This is a genomic window from Microbacterium sp. CSI-V (assembly GCF_001984105.1).
Lineage (GTDB): Bacteria > Actinomycetota > Actinomycetes > Actinomycetales > Microbacteriaceae > Microbacterium.
Genome location: NZ_MTQM01000005.1, coordinates 12,754 through 31,432 on the forward strand (window position 1 = coordinate 12,754; position 18,679 = coordinate 31,432).

Annotated in this window: 14 protein-coding genes; 8 read left to right on the plus strand and 6 right to left on the minus strand. The window is 73.9% G+C overall.

From position 1 onward, the window contains the following. Positions 1 to 44 precede the first annotated feature (44 nt). The gene (locus tag CSIV_RS01290) at positions 45 to 1,253 is read left to right on the plus strand and encodes a hypothetical protein (protein WP_077049626.1); all 1,209 of its coding nucleotides are present in this window, start codon (positions 45 to 47) and stop codon (positions 1,251 to 1,253) included. Next, positions 1,250 to 2,581, plus strand: coding sequence for an O-antigen ligase family protein (locus tag CSIV_RS01295; RefSeq protein WP_077049627.1), 1,332 nt, complete (start codon positions 1,250 to 1,252; stop codon positions 2,579 to 2,581). The genes CSIV_RS01290 and CSIV_RS01295 overlap by 4 nt, the downstream gene beginning before the upstream one ends. On the opposite strand, the gene CSIV_RS01300 is transcribed toward CSIV_RS01295, so the two are convergent. Further along, a complete protein-coding gene (locus CSIV_RS01300) occupies positions 2,533 to 3,747 on the minus strand; it encodes a hypothetical protein (protein ID WP_077049628.1) in 1,215 nt (404 codons plus the stop codon). The two genes, CSIV_RS01295 and CSIV_RS01300, sit on opposite strands and share 49 nt — an antisense overlap. 259 nt (positions 3,748 to 4,006) lie before the next feature. Between CSIV_RS01300 and CSIV_RS01305 the strand changes: the two genes are divergently transcribed. Then, the gene (locus tag CSIV_RS01305) at positions 4,007 to 5,119 is read left to right on the plus strand and encodes a glycosyltransferase family 2 protein (protein ID WP_077049629.1); all 1,113 of its coding nucleotides are present in this window, start codon (positions 4,007 to 4,009) and stop codon (positions 5,117 to 5,119) included. On the opposite strand, the gene CSIV_RS01310 is transcribed toward CSIV_RS01305, so the two are convergent. Then, positions 5,041 to 6,183, minus strand: a complete 1,143-nt coding sequence (locus tag CSIV_RS01310; protein WP_077049630.1) for a glycosyltransferase family 4 protein — start codon at positions 6,181 to 6,183, stop codon at positions 5,041 to 5,043. The two genes, CSIV_RS01305 and CSIV_RS01310, sit on opposite strands and share 79 nt — an antisense overlap. Positions 6,184 to 6,420: 237 nt before the next feature. On the opposite strand from CSIV_RS01310, the gene CSIV_RS01315 reads away from it, so the two are divergent. Further along, complete coding sequence (locus CSIV_RS01315; RefSeq protein ID WP_077049837.1) at positions 6,421 to 7,494, plus strand: glycosyltransferase family 4 protein; 1,074 nt, start codon at positions 6,421 to 6,423, stop codon at positions 7,492 to 7,494. A 12-nt stretch (positions 7,495 to 7,506) separates the two neighbouring features. On the opposite strand, the gene CSIV_RS17955 is transcribed toward CSIV_RS01315, so the two are convergent. Then, entirely contained in the window at positions 7,507 to 8,589 is a 1,083-nt protein-coding gene (locus CSIV_RS17955) for a glycosyltransferase family 4 protein (protein WP_160897509.1), read from the minus strand. Positions 8,590 to 8,731: 142 nt separating this feature from the next. On the opposite strand from CSIV_RS17955, the gene CSIV_RS01325 reads away from it, so the two are divergent. The 4 genes from CSIV_RS01325 (at position 8,732) to CSIV_RS01340 (ending at position 13,234) form a co-directional block, all read left to right on the plus strand. Further along, positions 8,732 to 9,634: an SDR family oxidoreductase gene (locus CSIV_RS01325; protein ID WP_077049632.1), complete on the plus strand. Its 903-nt coding sequence runs from the start codon at positions 8,732 to 8,734 to the stop codon at positions 9,632 to 9,634. A 165-nt stretch (positions 9,635 to 9,799) separates the two neighbouring features. Further along, positions 9,800 to 11,179: an alpha/beta hydrolase gene (locus CSIV_RS01330; RefSeq protein ID WP_077049633.1), complete on the plus strand. Its 1,380-nt coding sequence runs from the start codon at positions 9,800 to 9,802 to the stop codon at positions 11,177 to 11,179. Then, positions 11,176 to 12,720, plus strand: coding sequence for a GMC family oxidoreductase (locus CSIV_RS01335; RefSeq protein WP_077049634.1), 1,545 nt, complete (start codon positions 11,176 to 11,178; stop codon positions 12,718 to 12,720). The genes CSIV_RS01330 and CSIV_RS01335 overlap by 4 nt, the downstream gene beginning before the upstream one ends. Before the next feature lie 169 nt (positions 12,721 to 12,889). Then, positions 12,890 to 13,234 carry a LysR family transcriptional regulator gene (locus CSIV_RS01340; RefSeq protein WP_077049635.1) on the plus strand — a complete coding sequence of 115 codons (345 nt, stop codon included), beginning with the start codon at positions 12,890 to 12,892 and terminating at the stop codon, positions 13,232 to 13,234. A gap of 197 nt (positions 13,235 to 13,431) precedes the next feature. Here CSIV_RS01340 and CSIV_RS01345 read toward each other — a convergent pair whose 3' ends face one another. The 3 genes from CSIV_RS01345 to CSIV_RS01355 form a co-directional block, all read right to left on the minus strand. After that, positions 13,432 to 15,072, minus strand: coding sequence for an ABC-F family ATP-binding cassette domain-containing protein (locus CSIV_RS01345; protein ID WP_077049636.1), 1,641 nt, complete (start codon positions 15,070 to 15,072; stop codon positions 13,432 to 13,434). 162 nt (positions 15,073 to 15,234) lie between these two features. Then, entirely contained in the window at positions 15,235 to 17,604 is a 2,370-nt protein-coding gene (locus CSIV_RS01350) for a glycosyltransferase (RefSeq protein ID WP_237488768.1), read from the minus strand. Next, positions 17,601 to 18,539, minus strand: a complete 939-nt coding sequence (locus CSIV_RS01355; protein ID WP_077049637.1) for a WcbI family polysaccharide biosynthesis putative acetyltransferase — start codon at positions 18,537 to 18,539, stop codon at positions 17,601 to 17,603. The genes CSIV_RS01350 and CSIV_RS01355 overlap by 4 nt, the downstream gene beginning before the upstream one ends. Between the last annotated feature and the right edge of the window lie 140 nt (positions 18,540 to 18,679).

Sequence of the window (18,679 nt, forward strand, 5' to 3'; positions counted from 1 at the left end):
GGGCGACACTGTGAGGTCGCCCCGCTGCGCCCCCAGGAGTGCCCATGCCTTCTTCCCCCCTCGCCGAGGGCTGGATGCCGACCGCCTTCGGCGCCCTCGACGTCGCCGGCGCGCCGGGCTTCGCCGCCGAGGCCGAGATCCTCCTCGTCCCGACGCTGCCCGGGCCCGCACTGTGCCTCGTGTCGCACGGCGCGGATCTGTGGCGCCGACTGATCCGCGAGGCTCCGGTTCCGAGCGCCGCCTTCGACGACGCCGACCTCGACGTTCTCGCGCAATGGCGCCGGCTGGGCATCGCCGCGTTCGGCTCGGACCACCCCGCACGGGCGCATCACCTGAAGCGGGCCGTGCTCTCGTCGCCCCTGCACGAGCTCGTGTACGCCGTCACGGCCCACGTGGCGGCGGAGCTCGGTGTCCGCACCGTGTTCATCAAGGGGCCCAGCCTCCACCGCCAGGGGCTCCGCGAGCGGGAACACTCCGCGGACGTCGACGTCTGGTGCGAGCCGGCTCGGGCGGAGGAGCTCGTCCGCGCCCTCGCCGCCTGGGGCTGGCACCGCTCCCCCGATCCGTGGTTCGGAACGCCGGTTCCGCACAGCACGACGATGAGCCCCGAGACCTGGGGATGCGAGATCGACGTGCATCGCCGCGTTCCGGGCCTGACCCTCGACGACGCGTCGGCGTTCGAGGCCGTCTCGGCGTCGTGCGTGACGACGGAGTACGCGGGGACGGAGGTTCGGATCCCCTCGCGCGACGTGCACGCGGTGCTCGCCGCGGTCAACGTCGTCCGGCCGGCGATCGGCGAGCGCGGGCGCTCGGCGGACGCGTCGACCACCGCCGTACGCATGCTCGCCGCGGCCGGAGGCACCCTCGGGAGCGCCCGCGCGCTCGGAGCCGTCCCGGCTCTGCGGCGCGAGTTGACCGAGGTGTTCGGCGCCGAGGCGACGGCAGGGTCCGCGGCCTCGACCCCGAGGGACTGGCACTGGCGGGGGCGTCCCGACACGGCGCACGCGTACCTCGCGGCGCTTCGGACCCTGCCGATCCTCCGGCGCCCGCGGGCGCTCGTGCGTCTGCTGTGGCCCGACGACGACGTCGCGCTCGCCTCGGCACGCCGCGCCGGAGACCCCACCGACGACCCCCGCCGCGCCCGCCTGCGGCGGCTGGCGCGCGGCCTGCGCGCGTGGGTGCGCGGGCGTCGGACGGTCCGCGAGCGGATGCCGACCTCCCCGTCGCTCCGCCACTCCGAGAAGACACCATGACGATCGGCTCCCTGGTTCTGATCTCGGCCTGCATGATCAGCGTGTGGGTGGTGCTCCGCGCCCCGGCGTCGGCGGCGCCGGCCCGCGCGGTCGCGGCGATCATCGTGATCTCGACCCTGGTCCCCGTCGGATCGGTCCGGGATCAGACGATGGCGATGACGGCGCTCGCCACGATCGTCCTGCTGGGTCTGTTCGCCGTGGTCCGGCGCGACGCCTCGACGCCGTGGCCGCCGCTGTGGGGGGCGTGCCTGTTCGCCGCGTTCGGCCTCTGGCTGATCCTCCGCATCCTCGGCCAGTTCTCCCCCGCGTCCACGCTGCTGCAGGCGGGGATGCTCGCCTCCGCGATGGCGCTGGCCTTCGTCGTCCCGCTGCTGCGGAAGGAAGACCTCCCCGCGGTGGCGGACACGTTCCTGTGGCTCGTCCTCGCGCACACCGCCTACGCCGCTCTCGAACAGACCGGCACCGTCGACGCGATCTGGCCCCTCCGGGTGGAATCGCTGGAGAACATCGACGATCGAGCCAACGTCCTCATCCCGGCCCTCACCGGCCGATCGCAGAGCACCTTCGGGCACCCGATCCCGTTCGCCGTCTTCGCCAGCGTCGCAGCGCTCGTGCTGGTCCACGCCGCCGCGCGGACCCGACGCCGGCGGTACGCGGGCGGTGTCGTCGTCGCGGCGGCCGCCGTCGCCCTGTCGGGCACCCGGAGCGCCGTCGTCGCGCTCCTCGCGGCGCTCCTCGCCTACGGGCTCGCGAATCTGCGGTGGCGACGGCTCCTGGCCATGATCGCCGGGGCGGGAGTGCTCGCGATCGCCGCGCTCCTCGTCGACCTGCCGACCCTCCTCGCCCTCGACGGACGGTTCGAGTCCTCGGTGTCGTACATCCACCGCTCGCTCGTGGTCGGGTCGTGGGACGCGTTGTGGGCGCGCGGCGAGGCCGCGGTCGTATTCGGCTCGGGGGCGGGGGCGAGTGCGGAACTCTTCCGCGCGGGCATCGTGCGCGGGGCGAGCAACCTCCTCTACTTCGACAACGCCTATGTGTCGCTGTTCGCCCTCTCCGGGCTCGTCGCGCTCGTCCTGTTCTGCGCGGTGCTGGGGCGCGCGCTCTTCGGCGGCGCGCTGGCGATCGGCGGCGCGACGTTCCTCGCGGTGATGGGCTTCTCGTTCGATGAGCAGCAGTGGCAGATCGTCCTGATCCTGCTGGCCTTCTGCGCTCTGCTGCCGCGCGCGTTCGGCACGGTCTCGCGCCGCGGCGATGCTCTCGACGCGAGCGACGGGGCGTCTCACCCCCCGTCGGACACCCGGCGCACGGCGATCACCGCGGAGACGTAGCCGATCACGCTCACCGCCTCGGCGACGGCGAGAGCCCAGGGGATGCCGGGAGCGCCGAGAGCTGCGACGAGGGGGAACGCCGCAGCTGCACCGCAAACGAGACCGGCCGCGTCCGAGACGAGCACGTATCCCGTGCGGGCGCGGGGAACGAGGACGTTGCGCACGAGGGGCGTGCCGACCGAGACGAAGAAGAAGGCGGCGGCGTATCCCCGGAGGAATTCGGGGGTGGATGCCACGTGCGCCCCCCAGAGCACGCCGGTGGTCCACGGCCCGAGCAGGGCGAGCCCGAGCGCTCCGCCCGCGCCGACGATTCCGTGCAGCAGGAGCGCGACGCGCTGTCGCCGACCGCGGGTCCCCTGCTCGAGCACCCAGTTCTGCAGAGCGTCGCCGAGCGCGGACACGCTGAAGAGCGAGTACCGGTACAGGCGATCGGCCGAGGCGAGGAACACCACCGAGCCGGGGGCGTGCACGACGGTCGCGGCGGGGACCGGGGCGGCCGACCGCACCCCGGCCAGCATGAGGACCCCGGCGCCGGGAGCGCTCGACCGCACCGCCGAACGCAGAGCGTCCGCACCCGGCCAGGGCGGGATCGTCCACGAGAAGTACCGCCGATGGAACATCCCGAGCGCCACGACGATCCCCGCGACGATGCACGCGGGGTACCACAGCGGCTCCCCCGTCGCCGCGACGAGGCCCGCGCCGACCGCGAGAGCGAGCATGCGCGGAACCACCTCGAAGGCGGTGATGAGACGCGCCCGCCCCACACCGATCGCGTACCAGGTCATGGACATCCCCGACAGCGCCGCGGCGACGCACATGAGCGCGGCGAGCACCCCCGTGCCGCCGGGCGAGGTCACCACCGACAGCGCGACCGCCGCCGGCGTGACCACGGCGAACACAGCCAGTCGGAGCCACCACGACGCCGCGTAGGTCATCCGTCGACGGCGGTCGCTCGGGGCGAGCGCCACGATCGGGGGGCCGACCACCTGCCAGCCGAACATCGTCACCGCCGTGGCGAAGGAGCCGATCGCCTGGCCGATGTTGAGTCCCGCCCACTGGTCGAGCGTGGAGGCGCGGGAGACGACCCCCAGCAGGAGCAGAGGGGCGAGCGAGGCGAGGAGCGGGAGCGAGCCGAAGCCCGCGAGGCGCCCGAGAAGGACCTTCATGCGGAAGAGTCGCGGGGGCGGGAGGTCACCGTGCGATCCTGTCCGGCTGCTTCCCGGTGCTGCGCCGGGGCGGATCCGACCCTCGAGAGGTGAGGCCGTAAGGCCGCACGGGTGATTCTTCGGGCGGATCCGCCGACGGCGTCCGCACCCGGGCGCACGGGAGCACACGCGCCGGGCCACGTCGCGCGGTCCTCTCACGACCGCGTCCGCCCGCCGCGCGAGACTCCGCCCCCGCCGCGGCCGCCGTAAGAAAAGGCGAGTGGATGCCGAACCCGCCGCTCTCCCCCGCGTCACCGTCGTCACCGTGACCTACGCCGACCGCTGGGACGCGGGCCTGTCCGCGACCATCGCCTCGGTGCTCGCCGAACCTCGAGCCGACCTCATCGTCGTCAGCAACGGCACGGCGCCCGACTCCGCGGCGCGCCTGAATGACGCCGTCGCGCGATCGTCCGGTCGGATCGCGGTGATCGATCTCGGCCGGAACCGGGGATCCGCCCCCGCGTTCGCGGCGGGCCTGGTCGCCGCGTACCGACGCGGGACGGCGGTGCTGCTCCTCGACGACGACAACCCGCTCCCGCCCGGGGCACTGAATGTCCTCGAGGCGACCACCTGCGCCCTCGAGTCGCGCGGCGCCCCGCCGACGGCGCTCGCGTGCTTCCGCGCCGTCAACCCCGTCTACCGGCTCCTGCGCGAGGGGGCGTCCCCCGACGACCTGTTCTCCGAGCTCCGCCCCGGAGCGTTCCTCAGCACCGACGTCTTCGCTCGACACCGGCAGACCGCCGATCCGCGCGGTGTGGTCGACACCCGCGTCGGCGCCGTCCGGGTGGCACCCCTCCCCAACAGCATGTGGGGCGGTCTGTACCTCCCCGCCCCGATCGCGGCGCGGGGTCTCCAGCCGCCGACCGCTCTCGTGCTCTACGCCGACGACAACGCCTTCTCGGCGGAGTTGAGGGCCGCCGGGTGCGAGATCCTGTTGTGCCTGGACGTCGAGATCCACGACACCGTCGACTGGCGCGAGAGCTCCGAGCCCCCGCGGCGGCGGCTGCGGGTCCCGCGGGTTCTCCGCACCGCCCGCGACGATCTGTGGCGGGTGCGCTACCAGAACCGCAACGCCGCGTACCTGAGCGCGGAGCAGGCGCGCGGATCGGTCGCGGCGCAGCTCCGGCTCGCGGTCAACGTCGTGGTGCGCCTCGGGCTCCTGCTCGCGGCAGGGCTGCTGACCCTCCGGCTGCGCGCGGCGGGACTCATCGTCGCGGCGTGCCTCGCGGGGCTCCGCGGCCGGCTCGGCGAGACCTATCCGTTGCCCGGCGGCCGACCGGCCTCCGCGGGGCCCGGGGTCACGGCATCCCGGGGGCGCAGGGCCCGCTCGTAGACCGCCCGCGTCTCGTCCGCCATCCGCTCCCACGAGAAGTCCTCGACACGGCGGCGCCCCCGGCGCACGAGGCTCGCCGCGACCTCGGGGTCCTCGATCACCCGGCGGAGAGCGGATGCCATCGCAACCCGGTCCTCGGGCGCGAAGTAGATCGCCGCGTCGCCGTAGATCTCGGGGAGGCAGGTCGCGGTGCTGCTCGCGACGGGGCAGCCGTGACGCATCGCCTCCAACCCCGGCAGCCCGAAGCCCTCGAAGAACGAGGGGAAGGCGAAGACGGCGGCGTTCTCGTACAGCCAGCGCAGGCCGCCGTCGGAGACGTAGCCGGTGAAGTGCGCGCCCCGGGCGATGTCGGGCCGCCTCTGCAGGATCCGGCGGCCGTCGTCGTCGATCCGGCCCGCGACGACGAGCCCCAGCCCCGGGTGGGTCGGAACGAGGTCCTGGACCGCGTCGAAGAGTCGCTCGAGGTTCTTGTAGGGAACCTGGTTGCCCACGAACAACACGAATCGCTCGAACGGCACGGGAACCGTCTCGGCGGCGTGTGCGATCGCATCCGCCGCCTCGTACGTCAGGACGATGCTGCGGCGCGGAACCCCGGTGAAGCGACGGAGATCCTCGGCGCTGAAGCGGCTGACGACGATGTTGGCCCGCCCCACGTGCGCGGCGGCGGTGAACGCGACTCGGCCGACGGCGCGCCGCGACCACGAGACGACGCGCGACTTCTTGGCGTTGCGGATCTTCAGGAGGGTCATGTCGTGGAACGTCGTGACCCTCGGAATCCCGAGGACCACGGGCTGCTGGGGCATGCAGAAGTGCACGAGGTCGGGTCGCAGTGCTCGGATCTGGCGGGCGAGGCCGACCTGCTCCGCGAGGGAGAAGAACGGCGCGGACGAACCGACGGCCCGGAACCGCTCGGACGGCGGCGACCAGTCCTCGAGCCGGTCCGCGGGGAGCACGAGGGTGTAGCGGTGATCGTCCTCGAGGCGGGAGAGACCCTCGACCAGCTTCCGGATGTAGCGCCCCGTCGTGGTGAAGTATCCGCGCGCGTCGAGAACGATGTGGGCCATGGCCGCCTCCCCGGGCACGTCGACGGTCGACGCGGTTCCTCGCCATGGTGCCGCCCCGGGTGGAGGGAGGACGGGCGACCCGCCCCCGCCGGGCAGGGACGTGCGCCCCACCTTCACCCGAAGACTCACCCGCTGCGCTGCGCGCGCTCGGCGAACGACCGACATGTCCGCATGACCCAGCATCGTGTCGACCCCTCCCCCGACGCGGCATCGCCCCGCACGCACGAAGGACCCCGCATGACCTCGCCCCTCGCCCCCGTCGTCATCAACGGCCGGTTCCTCACCCACACCCCCACCGGGGTCCAGCGCTGGGCGCGCGAGATCACGCGCGGGCTCGCGGACCGGATGCCGGTGCTCGTGGCGGTGCCCCCGGAAGACCTGATCGAGCCCGACCTCGGCGCACCGATCCTCCGAGTGGGACGGCTGCGGGGCCACGCGTGGGAGCAATGGTCGCTCCCCCGTTTCCTCCGCGCCTCCGGTTCGCCGCTCCTCCTGGGACTCGCGAACACGGGTCCGACGCTCTACCGCCCCCAGATCGCCTCGCACCTCGACATCATCTACGTGCGGCATCCCGAGAGCTTCGCCCGGTCGTTCCGTCTTCTCTACGGCGCGCTCGTCCCCGGGCTGCTGCGCCGCAGCGAACGGGTGCTCACGGTGAGCGCCTTCTCCGCCGGCGAGCTGCACGCGCACTTCGGGCTGCCCCCCGAGAAGATCACCGTGGTGCACGCCGCCGTCGGCCCCGACTTCCGTCCGGAGGGCCCCCGCCACGACGCGGGCGAGCCGTACCTGCTGGCGGTGTCGTCGCCGAACCGGCACAAGAACTTCGACGCGCTCATGACGGCGTTCGAGACCGCCCGGACCTCCACCGTCCGCCGACTGCTGATCGTCGGCGACCAGGCGCGCGCCTTTCAGTCGCGCGGGGCGCGGGAGCGGGACGGCGTCGAATTCCTCGGCCGCGTCGACGATGCCGAGCTGATGGCCCTGTACCGGGGGGCGGCGGCCTTCGCCTTCCCCTCGCTGTACGAGGGATTCGGCATCCCCCCTCTCGAGGCACAGCGCATGGGCACGCCCGTGCTCGCGGCGCGCGCGGCCTCGCTTCCCGAGGTGCTCGGCGACAGCGTCCTGTGGGTCGACCCCACCGACGTGGCCGACATCCGCCGGGGGATCGAACGCCTCGACGCCGATCCGGGGCTCCGCGAGCGTCTGTCGCGCGCCGGACGCGAGAACGAGGCGCGCTTCTCCTGGGATGCCGCCGTCGACCGGGTCGAAGAGGTCATCCGCGACGTGCGGCGGTCGCTCCGCGGAGCCTGACGGAGCGCGCGCTCACCCCCACACGGCGCGCAGGGCCGCGCGTTGGGCCTCCACGGTGAACGTCCCGCCGAGATACTCGGCCCACCGGGCACGGTTGTCGTCCTGCCACCGGGCCAGGCTCCCCGCGCGCACCGCGGCGACGAGCGTCCGCAGCCCGACATCCCACTGCACCGCGGACGGCAGGCCGGGCATCGCCGCGAGCGGGCGCGCGAGGACCGGGACCCCGCACTCCACGGCATCCAGGATCGCGATCGCCACGGCCGCCTCCCACGCGGCCGAGTGCAGGTACACGTCGAGTCCGCCGAGCTGCGCCGCGACGGAGTCGGGGGCCTGCCAGCCCGTGACCTCGATGTCTTCGGGTGCGGCGTCGGCGCCCTCCCCGCCGCCGATCCACCGCCCACGGACACGGACGCCCGGAAGTTCCGCACGCAGCCGCCGCACCGCACCGACGAACAGGTCGGGGTCCTTCTGCGGCGCCCAGCGTCCCAGCATCCCGACGGTCAGGGTCTCGGCATCCGTCGGGGCGGGTGGGACAGACGACACCCGCCGCACCGACGGCACGTTCGGGATGACCCTGATCCGCGCCGCCGGGTATCCCAGCCGCGCGGCGGCGACGGCCTCGCCCGGACCGGCCGCGGCGAGCAGGTCGGCACGTCCGCGGAGCGCGCGCTCGATCCCGCGATAGGCGGAGCGCGCGACCATGCCCACGTCACGGCGCTCGAAGGCGAAGCAGTGCGGCGTGTAGACCCGCCGCGGGCCGTCGCGCAGCGCCGCGCGGGCGTAGACGCCCGGGAAGCTGGAGTGCGCGTGGACGACGTCCGGAGCGAACCGGGAGACGAGGGCGCGGACGCCGGAGATCGCCACGAGCGGGTGCGCGACGTCCCAGTCCACGTGGCGCGCATCGAGTACGCGCGCCCCTTCCGCCCAGACCGCCGCCGGACCGTCCGACCCGTGCGGCGACGCAACGATGTGACGGAATCCCGGTGGGGAGTTCTCGATGTAACCGCGCACCGCGACCGGTACCCCTCCCGTCGCGCGATCGACGAGATGGAGGACGACGCGCGGGGTCGTCGGTGGGACGTCTGGGGTAGGCACGCGGTCACGGTAGGCGTCGGCAGAGAGAGCTCCTCGGCCGCCTCCGCGCCCGCGCCGCGGGTGACCTCCGCGCTGAGGAACAGCCCGCGCGACGCCGTCAACCCGGTCTCGCACCGCCGGCAGCGTGCGTAGCGTCGCCCGCATGACCACCGATCGCGACCAGCTCACTTTCGACAACCCCGTCACGCGGTACGCCCGCGTCGAACCGCCGGTGCAGCACCAGCCCGAACCGGGCGTGCAGGCCGACATGACGCCCGTCCCCGACCTCGGCGAGAAGACGTACCGCGGCCTGGGGCGCCTCACCGGCCGGAAGGCGCTGATCACCGGCGGAGACTCGGGCATCGGCGGCGCCGTCGCGATCGCGTTCGCGCGCGAGGGCGCGGACGTCGCCATCGTGCACCTGCCTGCCGAGCAGCGCGACGCGGATCACGTCCTGGAGCAGGTCCGGGATGCCGGCCGCACCGGCGTCTCGATCCCGACCGACATCACCGACCCGGCCGCGTGCCGCACCCTCGTCGCCGAGGCCGTCGAGGCGCTGGGGGGCCTGGACATCGTGGTGAACAACGCCGGAAAGCAGATCATGGTCGAGAGAGTCGACGACCTCTCGGACGAGCAGTTCGAGCAGACCTTCCGCACCAACGTCTTCGCGCCGTTCTGGATCACCAAGGCCGCTCTCCCGCACCTCCCCGAGGGCGCGGCGATCATCAACACCGCCTCGCTCGAGGCGTACGTCCCCGCCCCCGACCGGCTCGACTACGCCGCGACGAAGGCCGCGATCAACAACCTGTCGAAGGGCCTCGCGCAGCAGCTGGCTCCCCGTGGCATCCGGGTCAACGTCGTGGCCCCCGGCCCGACGTGGTCGGCGTTGCAGGTGAGCCAGGGCGTCTCGGACGACCAGATGGAGCACTTCGACGACGAGAGCACGTACCAGCGCGCCGGTCAGCCCGCCGAGATCGCGCCCGCGTTCGTGTTCCTCGCCTCCGCCGAGGCAAGCTACGTCTCGGGCGAGACGCTGAACGTGAACGGCGGCATGGTCACGCCGTAGCTCCCGTCGCGTGAGTCGCCAGGATTTGTCGCTTCCACCGGCGGCCAGGCGACAATTCTCGGCAACTCACGCGGGATGCAGGACGGGGGGGCATGCTGTCTTGCCTAAAACGTCGCGGGGCGCAAGCGACCCGTTGTCGGCCCCGGGGTGCGAAAGCGTGAAGGCATGCCGAGCCCGAACGACGTCCCCACCCTGTACCTGCTGCACGCCCTCGGGGCGAGCGCGGGATCGTTCCGCCGGCTCGGTGACGCGCTCGCGGGCCGCGTGGACGTGCAGGGCATCGATCTGCCGGGCTTCGTGTCGGAGACCGCCGCCTCCGACACGTCGCTCGACGCCACCGTCGCGCACGTCGTCGGCATCCTGAACGAGGAGGCCCGCGGTCGCTGGATCCTCGGCGGTCACAGCATGGGCGGGAAGATCGCCGGGCTCGTGGCATCCCGGGTGCTGAACGGCACCGCGCCGCTGACCGGGCTCGCGGGGATGGTGCTGCTCGCGCCGTCGCCGCCGCGCCCTGAGCCGATGGACGAGGAGCGCCGCGCCCTCATGCTCTCGTGGGTGAACGACGGGGCGATCTCCGAACCGGATGCCGAGACCTTCATCGATCAGAACACCGCGCGGCCCCTCGACCCCGGCGCGCAGAGCCTCGCGCTCACCGACCTCCGCCGCACGTCGCCGACGGCGTGGCGCGCGTGGCTCGAAACCGGGAGCCGTGTCGATGCGCGCGCCGAGGTCGGCACGCTCGACCTCCCCGTGCTCGTGCTGGCGGGCGAGGACGACGCCGACCTCGGTGCCGCCGCGCAGCCGGGACTCCTGTCCGACGTCTATCCGCGGGCGCGGTTCCACGCGCTCGCCGACACCGGCCACATGATCCCGCTCGAGCGCGCCGCAGAGGCGGCGGACGCGATCGCCGCGTTCGTCGCCGACGAGGTGCTCGCGGGGCCGGTCGTGCCCGAGGAGTGGGCGCGGCTCATCGCCGGCGACCGCGTGGACGACCGGGTGCGCGGCATCCTGAACCGCCGGGCGGTGCCCGACGACCGCGGGTACGCGCCGCGCGTGCTCGACCTCGCGCAGCTCACGCTGCTGCGCGAGATCGCCGATCTCGTCGTGCCGCAGGACGGCCCCGCGATCGACATCGCCGCGCGCGTCGACGCGCAGCTGGCCCGCGGCGACGGCGACGGGTGGCGCCCGGACGGACTTCCGCCCGACCCCGAGGCCTACCGCGCCGGGCTCGACACCCTCGCCGCGCACTGGCCCACCGACCCGGCCGAGCGCGAGAAGGTCCTCGGCGCGGCCATCGAGGGGAACGGCCCGACGGGCGGACCCCTGGATGCCGAGCTGCTCGCGGCCTGGCTCGAAGACGCGCGCGTCGACCTGGTGCGGCAGTGGCTCGCGCACCCCGCGAGCATGGCCCGCACCGGGTTCGACGGCTTCGCCACCGGCGGCCGCGCACCGATCCGCGGCTACGTCGAACTGACCCTCGGACGGCGCGAGGACTGGGAGCCCGCCGGCGTCGGCGGCACGATCGCGACGGGAGACGCCGCATGAACCTCGACGGCATGCGCATGCACGGGACCGACGACATCGTCGACGTCGTCGTGGTCGGGACCGGCGCGGGCGGCGCCCCGCTGACGGCCGAGCTCGCGCGGCGCGGGCTCTCGGTCGTGGCGCTCGAGGCGGGACGGAACTTCGCCCTCGACGACCTCACGCCCGACGAGACCGAGGCCGTCGAGATCAACTGGATGTCGGAGCGCCTGAGCGGCGGCGACGACCCCACCGCCTTCGGCCCCAACAACAGCGGCCGCGGGGTGGGCGGGTCGACCCTGCACTGGGGCGCGTTCACCCCGCGCCCCGACGCGCGCGACCTGCGGCTGCGCACCGAGACGGGCGAGGGACGCGACTGGCCGCTCGACCCCGCCGAGCTGCTGACGTACGTCGCGCGCGTCGAGGGCGACATCGGCGTCTCCGGCCAGACGCCGTACCCGTGGGATCCCGACCGCTCGTACGCGTACGGTCCTGCCGCGCGCAACGCGCCCGCGAACCTGGTCGCCCGCGGGTGCGAGGCGCTCGGCATCCGGTACGCCGACGCTCCGGCCGCGGTGCTCACCCGCGCGCGCCTGCAGGAGCATCACGGTGAACGCCGCGCGTGCATCAACTGCGGCGCCTGCCACCAGGGATGCCGGGTGGATGCCAAGGCCACCACCGCCAACACCTACCTCCCGGCCGCCGTCGCCGCCGGGGCGGAGATCCGCACCGGCGCGATGGTCCACGACATCGAGCTCGACGCACGGGGGCACGTCGCCGCGGTCGTGTACCGGCAGGACGGCGTGGACGTCCGCCAGCGGTGCCGGTCGCTCGTGCTCGCGGCCGGCGGGGTGGAGACGCCGCGTCTGCTGCTGCACACCGGTGTGGCGAACGGGTCGGGGCAGGTCGGCCGCAACTTCCTCGCGCACGGCGCGACGCAGGTGTGGGGACGCTTCGACGCGCCCGTGCGCGGGCACCGCGGCTACCCGTCGTCGCTGATCACCGAGGACATGATGCGGCCCGGCGACGCCGACTTCGCCGGCGGCTACCTCGTGCAGAGCCTCGGCGTGATGCCCCTCACCTTCGCCACGACCCTCGCCCGCGGCGGCGGGCTGTGGGGCCGCGAGCTCATGGCGCGCCTCGATCAGGCGCAGCACATGGCGGGCATCGGCATCAACGGCGACTGCCTGCCGTCGGACGACAACCGCCTCGAGCTCTCCGACGAGACCGACGAGTTCGGCATCCCCCGCGCGCGGGTGACGTTCACCGCGGGACCGAACGAGAAGGCCCTCGACCGGCACGCGACGGCCTTCCTGCTGCGGGTGATGGAAGCCGCGGGCGCGCGGGAGACGTTCGTGCTCGCGCGTTCGGCGCACACGATCGGCACGGCCCGCATGTCGACCGACCCCGCCGACGGCGTGGTCGACGGCGACGGCCGCTCGCACGAGGTTCCGAACCTTTGGATCTGCGACAACAGCGTCTTCCCCTCGGCCCTCGCCGCCAACCCCGCTCTCACGATCATGGCGCTGTCGCTGCGGACGGCGGACCGGTTCCTGGCGGCGTGAGCGGGGCCCGGGGCCGCGGTGGTGGTGGGGGTGGGGCCATTTCACGTGATCTGGTCGAACGCACGCGTCCTGACGCCCCCACGGCGGGTGACCTCGACCATTTCACGTGAAATGGCGGACCGAACCCGGGTGGGGCGGCGACCCGGGCTGACCCGAGAGAATGGATGCCATGAAGCTCGCGCACCTCGTCCGGTTCACCGCCCTCGCCGAGGAGCTGCACTTCCCGCGCGCCGCCGAGAAGCTCGGCATCCCGCTCGCCTCGCTGTACACCACGGTCGACAAGCTCGAGGAGGAGGTCGGGCAGCCGCTCGTGTCGCGCACCCCGCCGACCACGCTGACTCCGGCGGGCGTGCTGCTCCTCGATGAGGCGCGAGCGCGCATCGCCGACGCGCCTCCGCAGGCGGCCGCGGCCCCGAAGGCGCAGGGCGGGAAGGCCAAGGCATCCAAGGGCAAGGGCCGCGCCCCGATCGTCAAGGGCCAGCCGAAGCCGTACAAGAAGCGCCAGGGCCGCTGACGCGTTGCGCGCCTCCGGCCATCGCCGCCGTGCCGCCGCGGGCCGCACCGCTCGCGCCGCGGATTCCCGCGCATAAACGCTTTTCACGCGCATAAACGCGCTCTGCCCGTGTTTATGCGCGTGGATCGCGTTTATGCGTGGCTCCCGCACGGCAACCCGCGACAGGCCGCCGCAAACCGCAACGCCCCAAGCCGCGGCTACAGCTCCGCGACCCGGCCCGCCTCGACGCGCCAGTGGCGGTCGGTGTGGACGGCGTCCAGCATCCGGCGGTCGTGCGTGACGAGGAGCAGGGTGCCCGTGTACGACTCCAGCGCCTGCTCGAGCTGCTCGATCGCGGGCAGATCGAGGTGGTTCGTGGGCTCGTCGAGCACGAGCACGTTGACGCCGCGCGCCTGGAGCAGTGCGAGCCCGGCGCGCGTGCGCTCCCCCGGCGACAGCCCGTCGACGGGGCGGGCGACGTGGTCGGCTTTCAGCCCGAACTTCGCCAGCAGCGTGCGCACGTCGGCCGCGCTCATCTCGGGCACGAGCCCCTCGAACGCATCGGCGAGCGGCCGCTGGCCGACGAGCAGCGACCGGGCCTGATCGATCTCCCCGATCGCGACACTCGATCCGAGCGACGCCGAGCCCTCGTCCGGACTCTGACGGCCCAGGATGCCACGCAGCAACGTCGTCTTCCCGGCACCGTTCGGTCCGGTGATGCCGATCCGCTCGCCCCCGTTCACCTGCAACGACACCGGCCCGAGAGTGAAGTCGCCCTGCCGGAAGACCGCACCGGAAAGCGTCGAGACGACCGCGCTCGACCGCGGCGCGGCGCCGATCGTGAATTCGAGCTTCCATTCCTTGCGCGGTTCCTCGACCTCGTCGAGTCGCGCGATGCGGCTCTCCATCTGCCGGACCTTCTGCGCCTGCTTCTCGCTCGACTCCATCGACGCCTTGCGGCGGATCTTGTCGTTGTCGGGCGACTTCTTCATCGCGTTGCGGACGCCCTGGCTCGACCATTCCCGCTGCGTCCGCGCACGGGCGACGAGGTCGGCCTTGGTCTCAGCGAACTCCTCGTACTTCTCGCGCGCCTGCCGGCGCAGTGTCGCCCGCTCCTCGAGGTACGCGTCGTACCCGCCGCCGTAGACGCGGTGGGAGTTCTGCGCGAGGTCGAGTTCGAGGACGCGGGTGACGGACCGCGCGAGGAACTCGCGGTCGTGACTGACGAGCACCACCCCGCCGCGGAGGCCCGCGACGAACGTCTCGAGACGCTCGAGGCCGTCGAGGTCGAGGTCGTTCGTGGGCTCGTCCAGCAGCGCGATGTCGAAGCGCGACAGCAGCAGCGCCGCCAGCCCCACGCGCGCCGCCTGTCCGCCCGACAGTCCCGTCATCAGCGCGTCGGCGCCCACCTCGAGCCCGAGGTCGGCGAGCACCACCGGCATCCGTTCGTCGAGGTCGGCCGCACCGCTGGCGAGCCAGCGCTCCAGGGCCGTGGCGTAGGCGGCGTCGGCGCCCACGGCCTCGGGGTCGCCGAGGGCCGCGGCCGTGGCATCCATTTCTCGCGTCGCCTCGGCGCAGCCCGTGCGGCGCGCGATGTACGCCGCGACCGTTTCACCGTCGACGCGCTCGTGCTCCTGCGGCAGCCACCCGACGAAGGCGTCGGCCGGGGCGAGCGCGATCGTCCCGGCGAGCGGCTCGTCGACGCCCGCGAGGAGCCGGAGGAGCGTCGACTTGCCCGCGCCGTTCGCCCCGACGACGCCGACGACATCGCCCGGGGCGACCGTGAGGTCGACGCCCTCGAACAGTGTGCGGTGACCGTAGCCTCCGGCGAGTCCCTGGGCGACGAGCGTGGCGGTCATCCCTCCATTGTCCCAGGGCAGGCAGCGGCGCGCGGCTGCCTCATAAACGCGATCGACGCGCAGAAACACGCTGTCCACGTGTTTCTGCGCGCGAATCGCGTTTATGCGAAGGAGCGGACGCGACGGCGGCGAGACCCCGGCGTCCGCACCGGCCGAGCGGCCTCAGGTGAAGCGTTCGAGGCCGCCCCAGCCGCCCACCCACGCCTCGAGGTGCGGCTCGTCGCGCAGGACATGGACACCGGATGCCACGATGTCGCCGCCGTCGAACCCGACCTCGGCGCCCCACCGCTCGGCGCGGCGCCGGGCCCGACGCGAAACGGCGGTGCCGACGATCGTCCCGTCGGCGGCGCTCACGCGAAGCCGCCCCTCCGCGCCCTGTCCGAGCTGCGCGAGCCGTTCGGCGAGCGCGTCCACGCCGTCGAGCAGCACCGGCCGGTCGAGGCGCCACACGACACGCGCGTCGGGCACCGCTCCCGACCTCACCCGCGGATCCGCGGCGAGCGCGGCGATCGTCGGCGGCGCGTCGAGGACGACGGTCGCGCGCGGGAACGCCGCGAGCACGGCATCCACGCACACGAACACGGCGGCCTCGGGATGCTCCCCCGCCAGGTGCACCACGAGGTCGGGGGCCGCGGGAAGCAGTCCCCGCCCGGCCGACCCGGCGACGGGGATGTCGCCGGCGAGACGCAGCGTCTGACGATTGCCCTCGCGGGTGCGGTCGATGTCGCGCCCCGACCAGTCGGGGCCGTCGTGCCAGGCGACGGCGTCGGGGACGTGGGCGAGCACCGCGCCGGCCTGCCACGCCCGGTGCACCCACTCCCAGTCCTCGCCGCCGTACGCGGTGAACGTCTCGTCGAAACCGCCGACCTCGTCGAAGAACCGCCGCGAGCAGGCCGACACGGCCCCGATCACGAACCGGTACGAGCGGTCGTCGGCCCGCAGCAGGTCGCCCGTGCGGGCGTACTCTTCGCGCAGCCACGCGGGTTCGGGCAGTTCCCGCTCCGGCCCCGCCTCGGCGACCGGGACCTCGACGCCGACCCCGGCGAAGTCGGCGTGCCGGCGCCGGCCCACCGTCACGGCCTCGGGCAGGAGGGCGGGCAGGCGCGTGAGGGCACGGACGTATCCGGGTTCGGGGGTCGTGTCGGCATCCAGGAAGCACAGGACATCGCCCGTGCTCGCCGCGACGCCGAGATTGCGGGCGGCCGCCGCCCGGAAGCCGCGATCGTCCTGGCGCACGACCCGCACGCCGTCCGGCACGACCGGGGCCTCGGGGGAGCCGTCGTCGGCGACCACGATCTCGAGGCGAGCAGCCGGGTGGTCCTGCTGCGCGAGGGCCGCGAGGGTGCGGGCGAGCTCCGCGGGCTGGTCGTAGTGCGTGACGATGACGCTGACCCGCGGCGGCTCGGGCTCGCGCCCGGCGACGAGGTCCCAGCGGTTCCCGACGACCCACGGCGCGTCGTCGGGCGTCGAGTGTCCAGGACACGCCGAGTCGGGGTGGGGCGCATCGGCGTGTCTTGGACACTCGGCGGGCGCGGGCGCGGCGGACGCGGCGCCGGCGGGCGCGGGCAGGGCGGCCCACCACGCCAGGTAGGCGCGGGCGACGTCGGCAGGACCGAGAGGGACGGGGTGGATGCCGTGCCAGGTGGCATCCGGATCCTCCACCGCCGCGCGCACCGTCGCCGCGAGCGCGGACGGCTCGACGGGGAGCAGGGTCCCGGGCCGGAGCGCGGCCATCTCGTCGACGTACCGGTTGCGGAGGGCGATCGGGCGGCGCCCCCACCCGATCCACGACGTCAGCGACGCCGACGCCGACACGTGCTGGTGCGCGATCACGGGGACCGACACGGCGCGGGCGCGTTCGGCCATCTCGCGGTCGTCGAGCCACCCGGTCACCGTCACGGCGACGCCCGCGTCGGCGGCACGGCGGACGAACGCGTCGAGGTCGGCGGCGTGTCCGTCGGAGGCGCGGCCCAGGATCGTCAGTCGCCCGACGCCCGCCTCGACGGCGGCGGCGAGTGCTTCGTCGTGTCCTTTGCCGGGGTAGAAGTACCCGAGGACGCCGATGGTGCCGTCGGCCTGCGGGCGCGACGCGGGGGCCACCGCGGGCACCGGCAGGGGCACGATCTCGACGGGTCCGTCCCACACGCCCTCTTCGGCGAGCAGGGCACGCTCGTGGGCGCTGTTGACGGCGACGGCGTGAGCGGCCCGCGTCACGGCGGCGTAGAAGGCACGGCGGCGCGGGCGGTTGCGTTCGCCGTCCGAGGCCTGCGGCACGTCGTGCAGGGTGACGGTGAGCGGATGCCGCCGGGCCAGAGCGCTGAGCCGTTCGGTCGCCTCCTCGGGCGAGGGCCCCCACAGACGCTCGGTGACATGGACGTGCAGCGGCGTCCCGGCGGCCAGGGCGTCGAGGTCGGGGCCCGTCGCGACGCGGAACGAAGGGTCGAGAGCACGCACGTCGTCCGCGACGGCGCGCGCGTACACCGCGACCCCGTGCGGCCCGGCGGGCGCCAGAAGGACCGGTTGCATGCTCATGCCGCGCGCCACCGGCGCAGCAGCGGGGCGAGGCGCTCGACCGCGGCCGTGACGAACTCCGGATGCGCGGCGTACCACCCGCGGTGCGCCTCGGCGACGGTGCGCGCATCGAGCGTCTCGCCGGCGACGATCCAGTCGGGGCGGGGCTCGGCATCCAGGTCCCACGCCTTGACGACCCACGGTTCGAGCGGTGCCCGCACGCCGGCGAGGATCGGACGCCCGGGGTCGACCGCGGTCCCGGGCGCGCCGAGGGCCGCGACGATGCGCTCCCCCAGCGGCAGGAACACCGCGTTGCCGGGGTGATTGACCGTCCGGGCGAGGTCGGCCACCACCGGGGCGTAGAGATCGGATGCCACGACGTCGACGCCGAGGTCCTCGCGGCGGCGGAGCTCCGCGAGGGAGTCCTCGGCCACGGCCCGCACCGCGTCCGGCGGGAGCACGGGGGCCACCGGGAGCCCCGCGGCCTCCGCGAGCAGTCGGACGTCGTGATACGCCACGAGCGGTGGGTCCTCGTCGACGCCGGGGACCCGGATCGCGGCCTGGAACGGCTGCAGCCCGCCGTAGCGGAGGGAGGGCACGACCACGGTCCGGGCGCGGGCGGGCAGCGCCGCGCGCAGCTGCGCAGTGCCGAGAGGAAGACCGCGATAATCGTCGCGGATCGGCTGCACGACGAGGAACGACGCCCCCGCCAGCAGCCGGTGCAGGCGTTCGGCGTCCGCGGCATCCATCTCGTGCACCGCGGGGACCCGCACCCCGGGGTGGGTGTCGTTCGACACGACCAGTCGGATCGACTCGGCTTGGCAGTTGCCCACGACGACGCCGTAGCCCTCCGGCGCGGGGACATCGCCGAAGAATTCGGCGTAGTGCCGACGGCGCGCTATCACCGCCGCATCCTCGTCCGCAAGGCTCTCGGAGCCGCTCTCTCTACCGCGCATGATGTGAACGTACGCCGTCGGTGCCGTCGCCTTCGCAACGGTCCCGTTGCCTTGCGACTCCTCTCCTGATGCGATACATCCCCCATCGCCCCACTCCAGGAGGACCCCCGATCGACGCCACCGCCCCTCGCCGGATCCGG

Bases quoted from the DNA above. Each gene is read 5' to 3' on its own strand.
- CSIV_RS01345 (WP_077049636.1), bottom strand. From the start codon at position 15,072: ATGACCGCCACGCTCGTCGCCCAGGGACTCGCCGGAGGCTACGGTCAC.
- CSIV_RS01340 (WP_077049635.1), top strand. From the start codon at position 12,890: ATGAAGCTCGCGCACCTCGTCCGGTTCACCGCCCTCGCCGAGGAGCTG.
- CSIV_RS01310 (WP_077049630.1), bottom strand. From the start codon at position 6,183: ATGGCCCACATCGTTCTCGACGCGCGCGGATACTTCACCACGACGGGG.
- CSIV_RS01335 (WP_077049634.1), top strand. From the start codon at position 11,176: ATGAACCTCGACGGCATGCGCATGCACGGGACCGACGACATCGTCGAC.
- CSIV_RS01295 (WP_077049627.1), top strand. From the start codon at position 1,250: ATGACGATCGGCTCCCTGGTTCTGATCTCGGCCTGCATGATCAGCGTG.
- CSIV_RS01330 (WP_077049633.1), top strand. From the start codon at position 9,800: ATGCCGAGCCCGAACGACGTCCCCACCCTGTACCTGCTGCACGCCCTC.
- CSIV_RS01350 (WP_237488768.1), bottom strand. From the start codon at position 17,604: ATGAGCATGCAACCGGTCCTTCTGGCGCCCGCCGGGCCGCACGGGGTC.
- CSIV_RS01290 (WP_077049626.1), top strand. From the start codon at position 45: ATGCCTTCTTCCCCCCTCGCCGAGGGCTGGATGCCGACCGCCTTCGGC.
- CSIV_RS01355 (WP_077049637.1), bottom strand. From the start codon at position 18,539: ATGCGCGGTAGAGAGAGCGGCTCCGAGAGCCTTGCGGACGAGGATGCG.
- CSIV_RS01300 (WP_077049628.1), bottom strand. From the start codon at position 3,747: ATGAAGGTCCTTCTCGGGCGCCTCGCGGGCTTCGGCTCGCTCCCGCTC.
- CSIV_RS01325 (WP_077049632.1), top strand. From the start codon at position 8,732: ATGACCACCGATCGCGACCAGCTCACTTTCGACAACCCCGTCACGCGG.
- CSIV_RS01315 (WP_077049837.1), top strand. From the start codon at position 6,421: ATGACCTCGCCCCTCGCCCCCGTCGTCATCAACGGCCGGTTCCTCACC.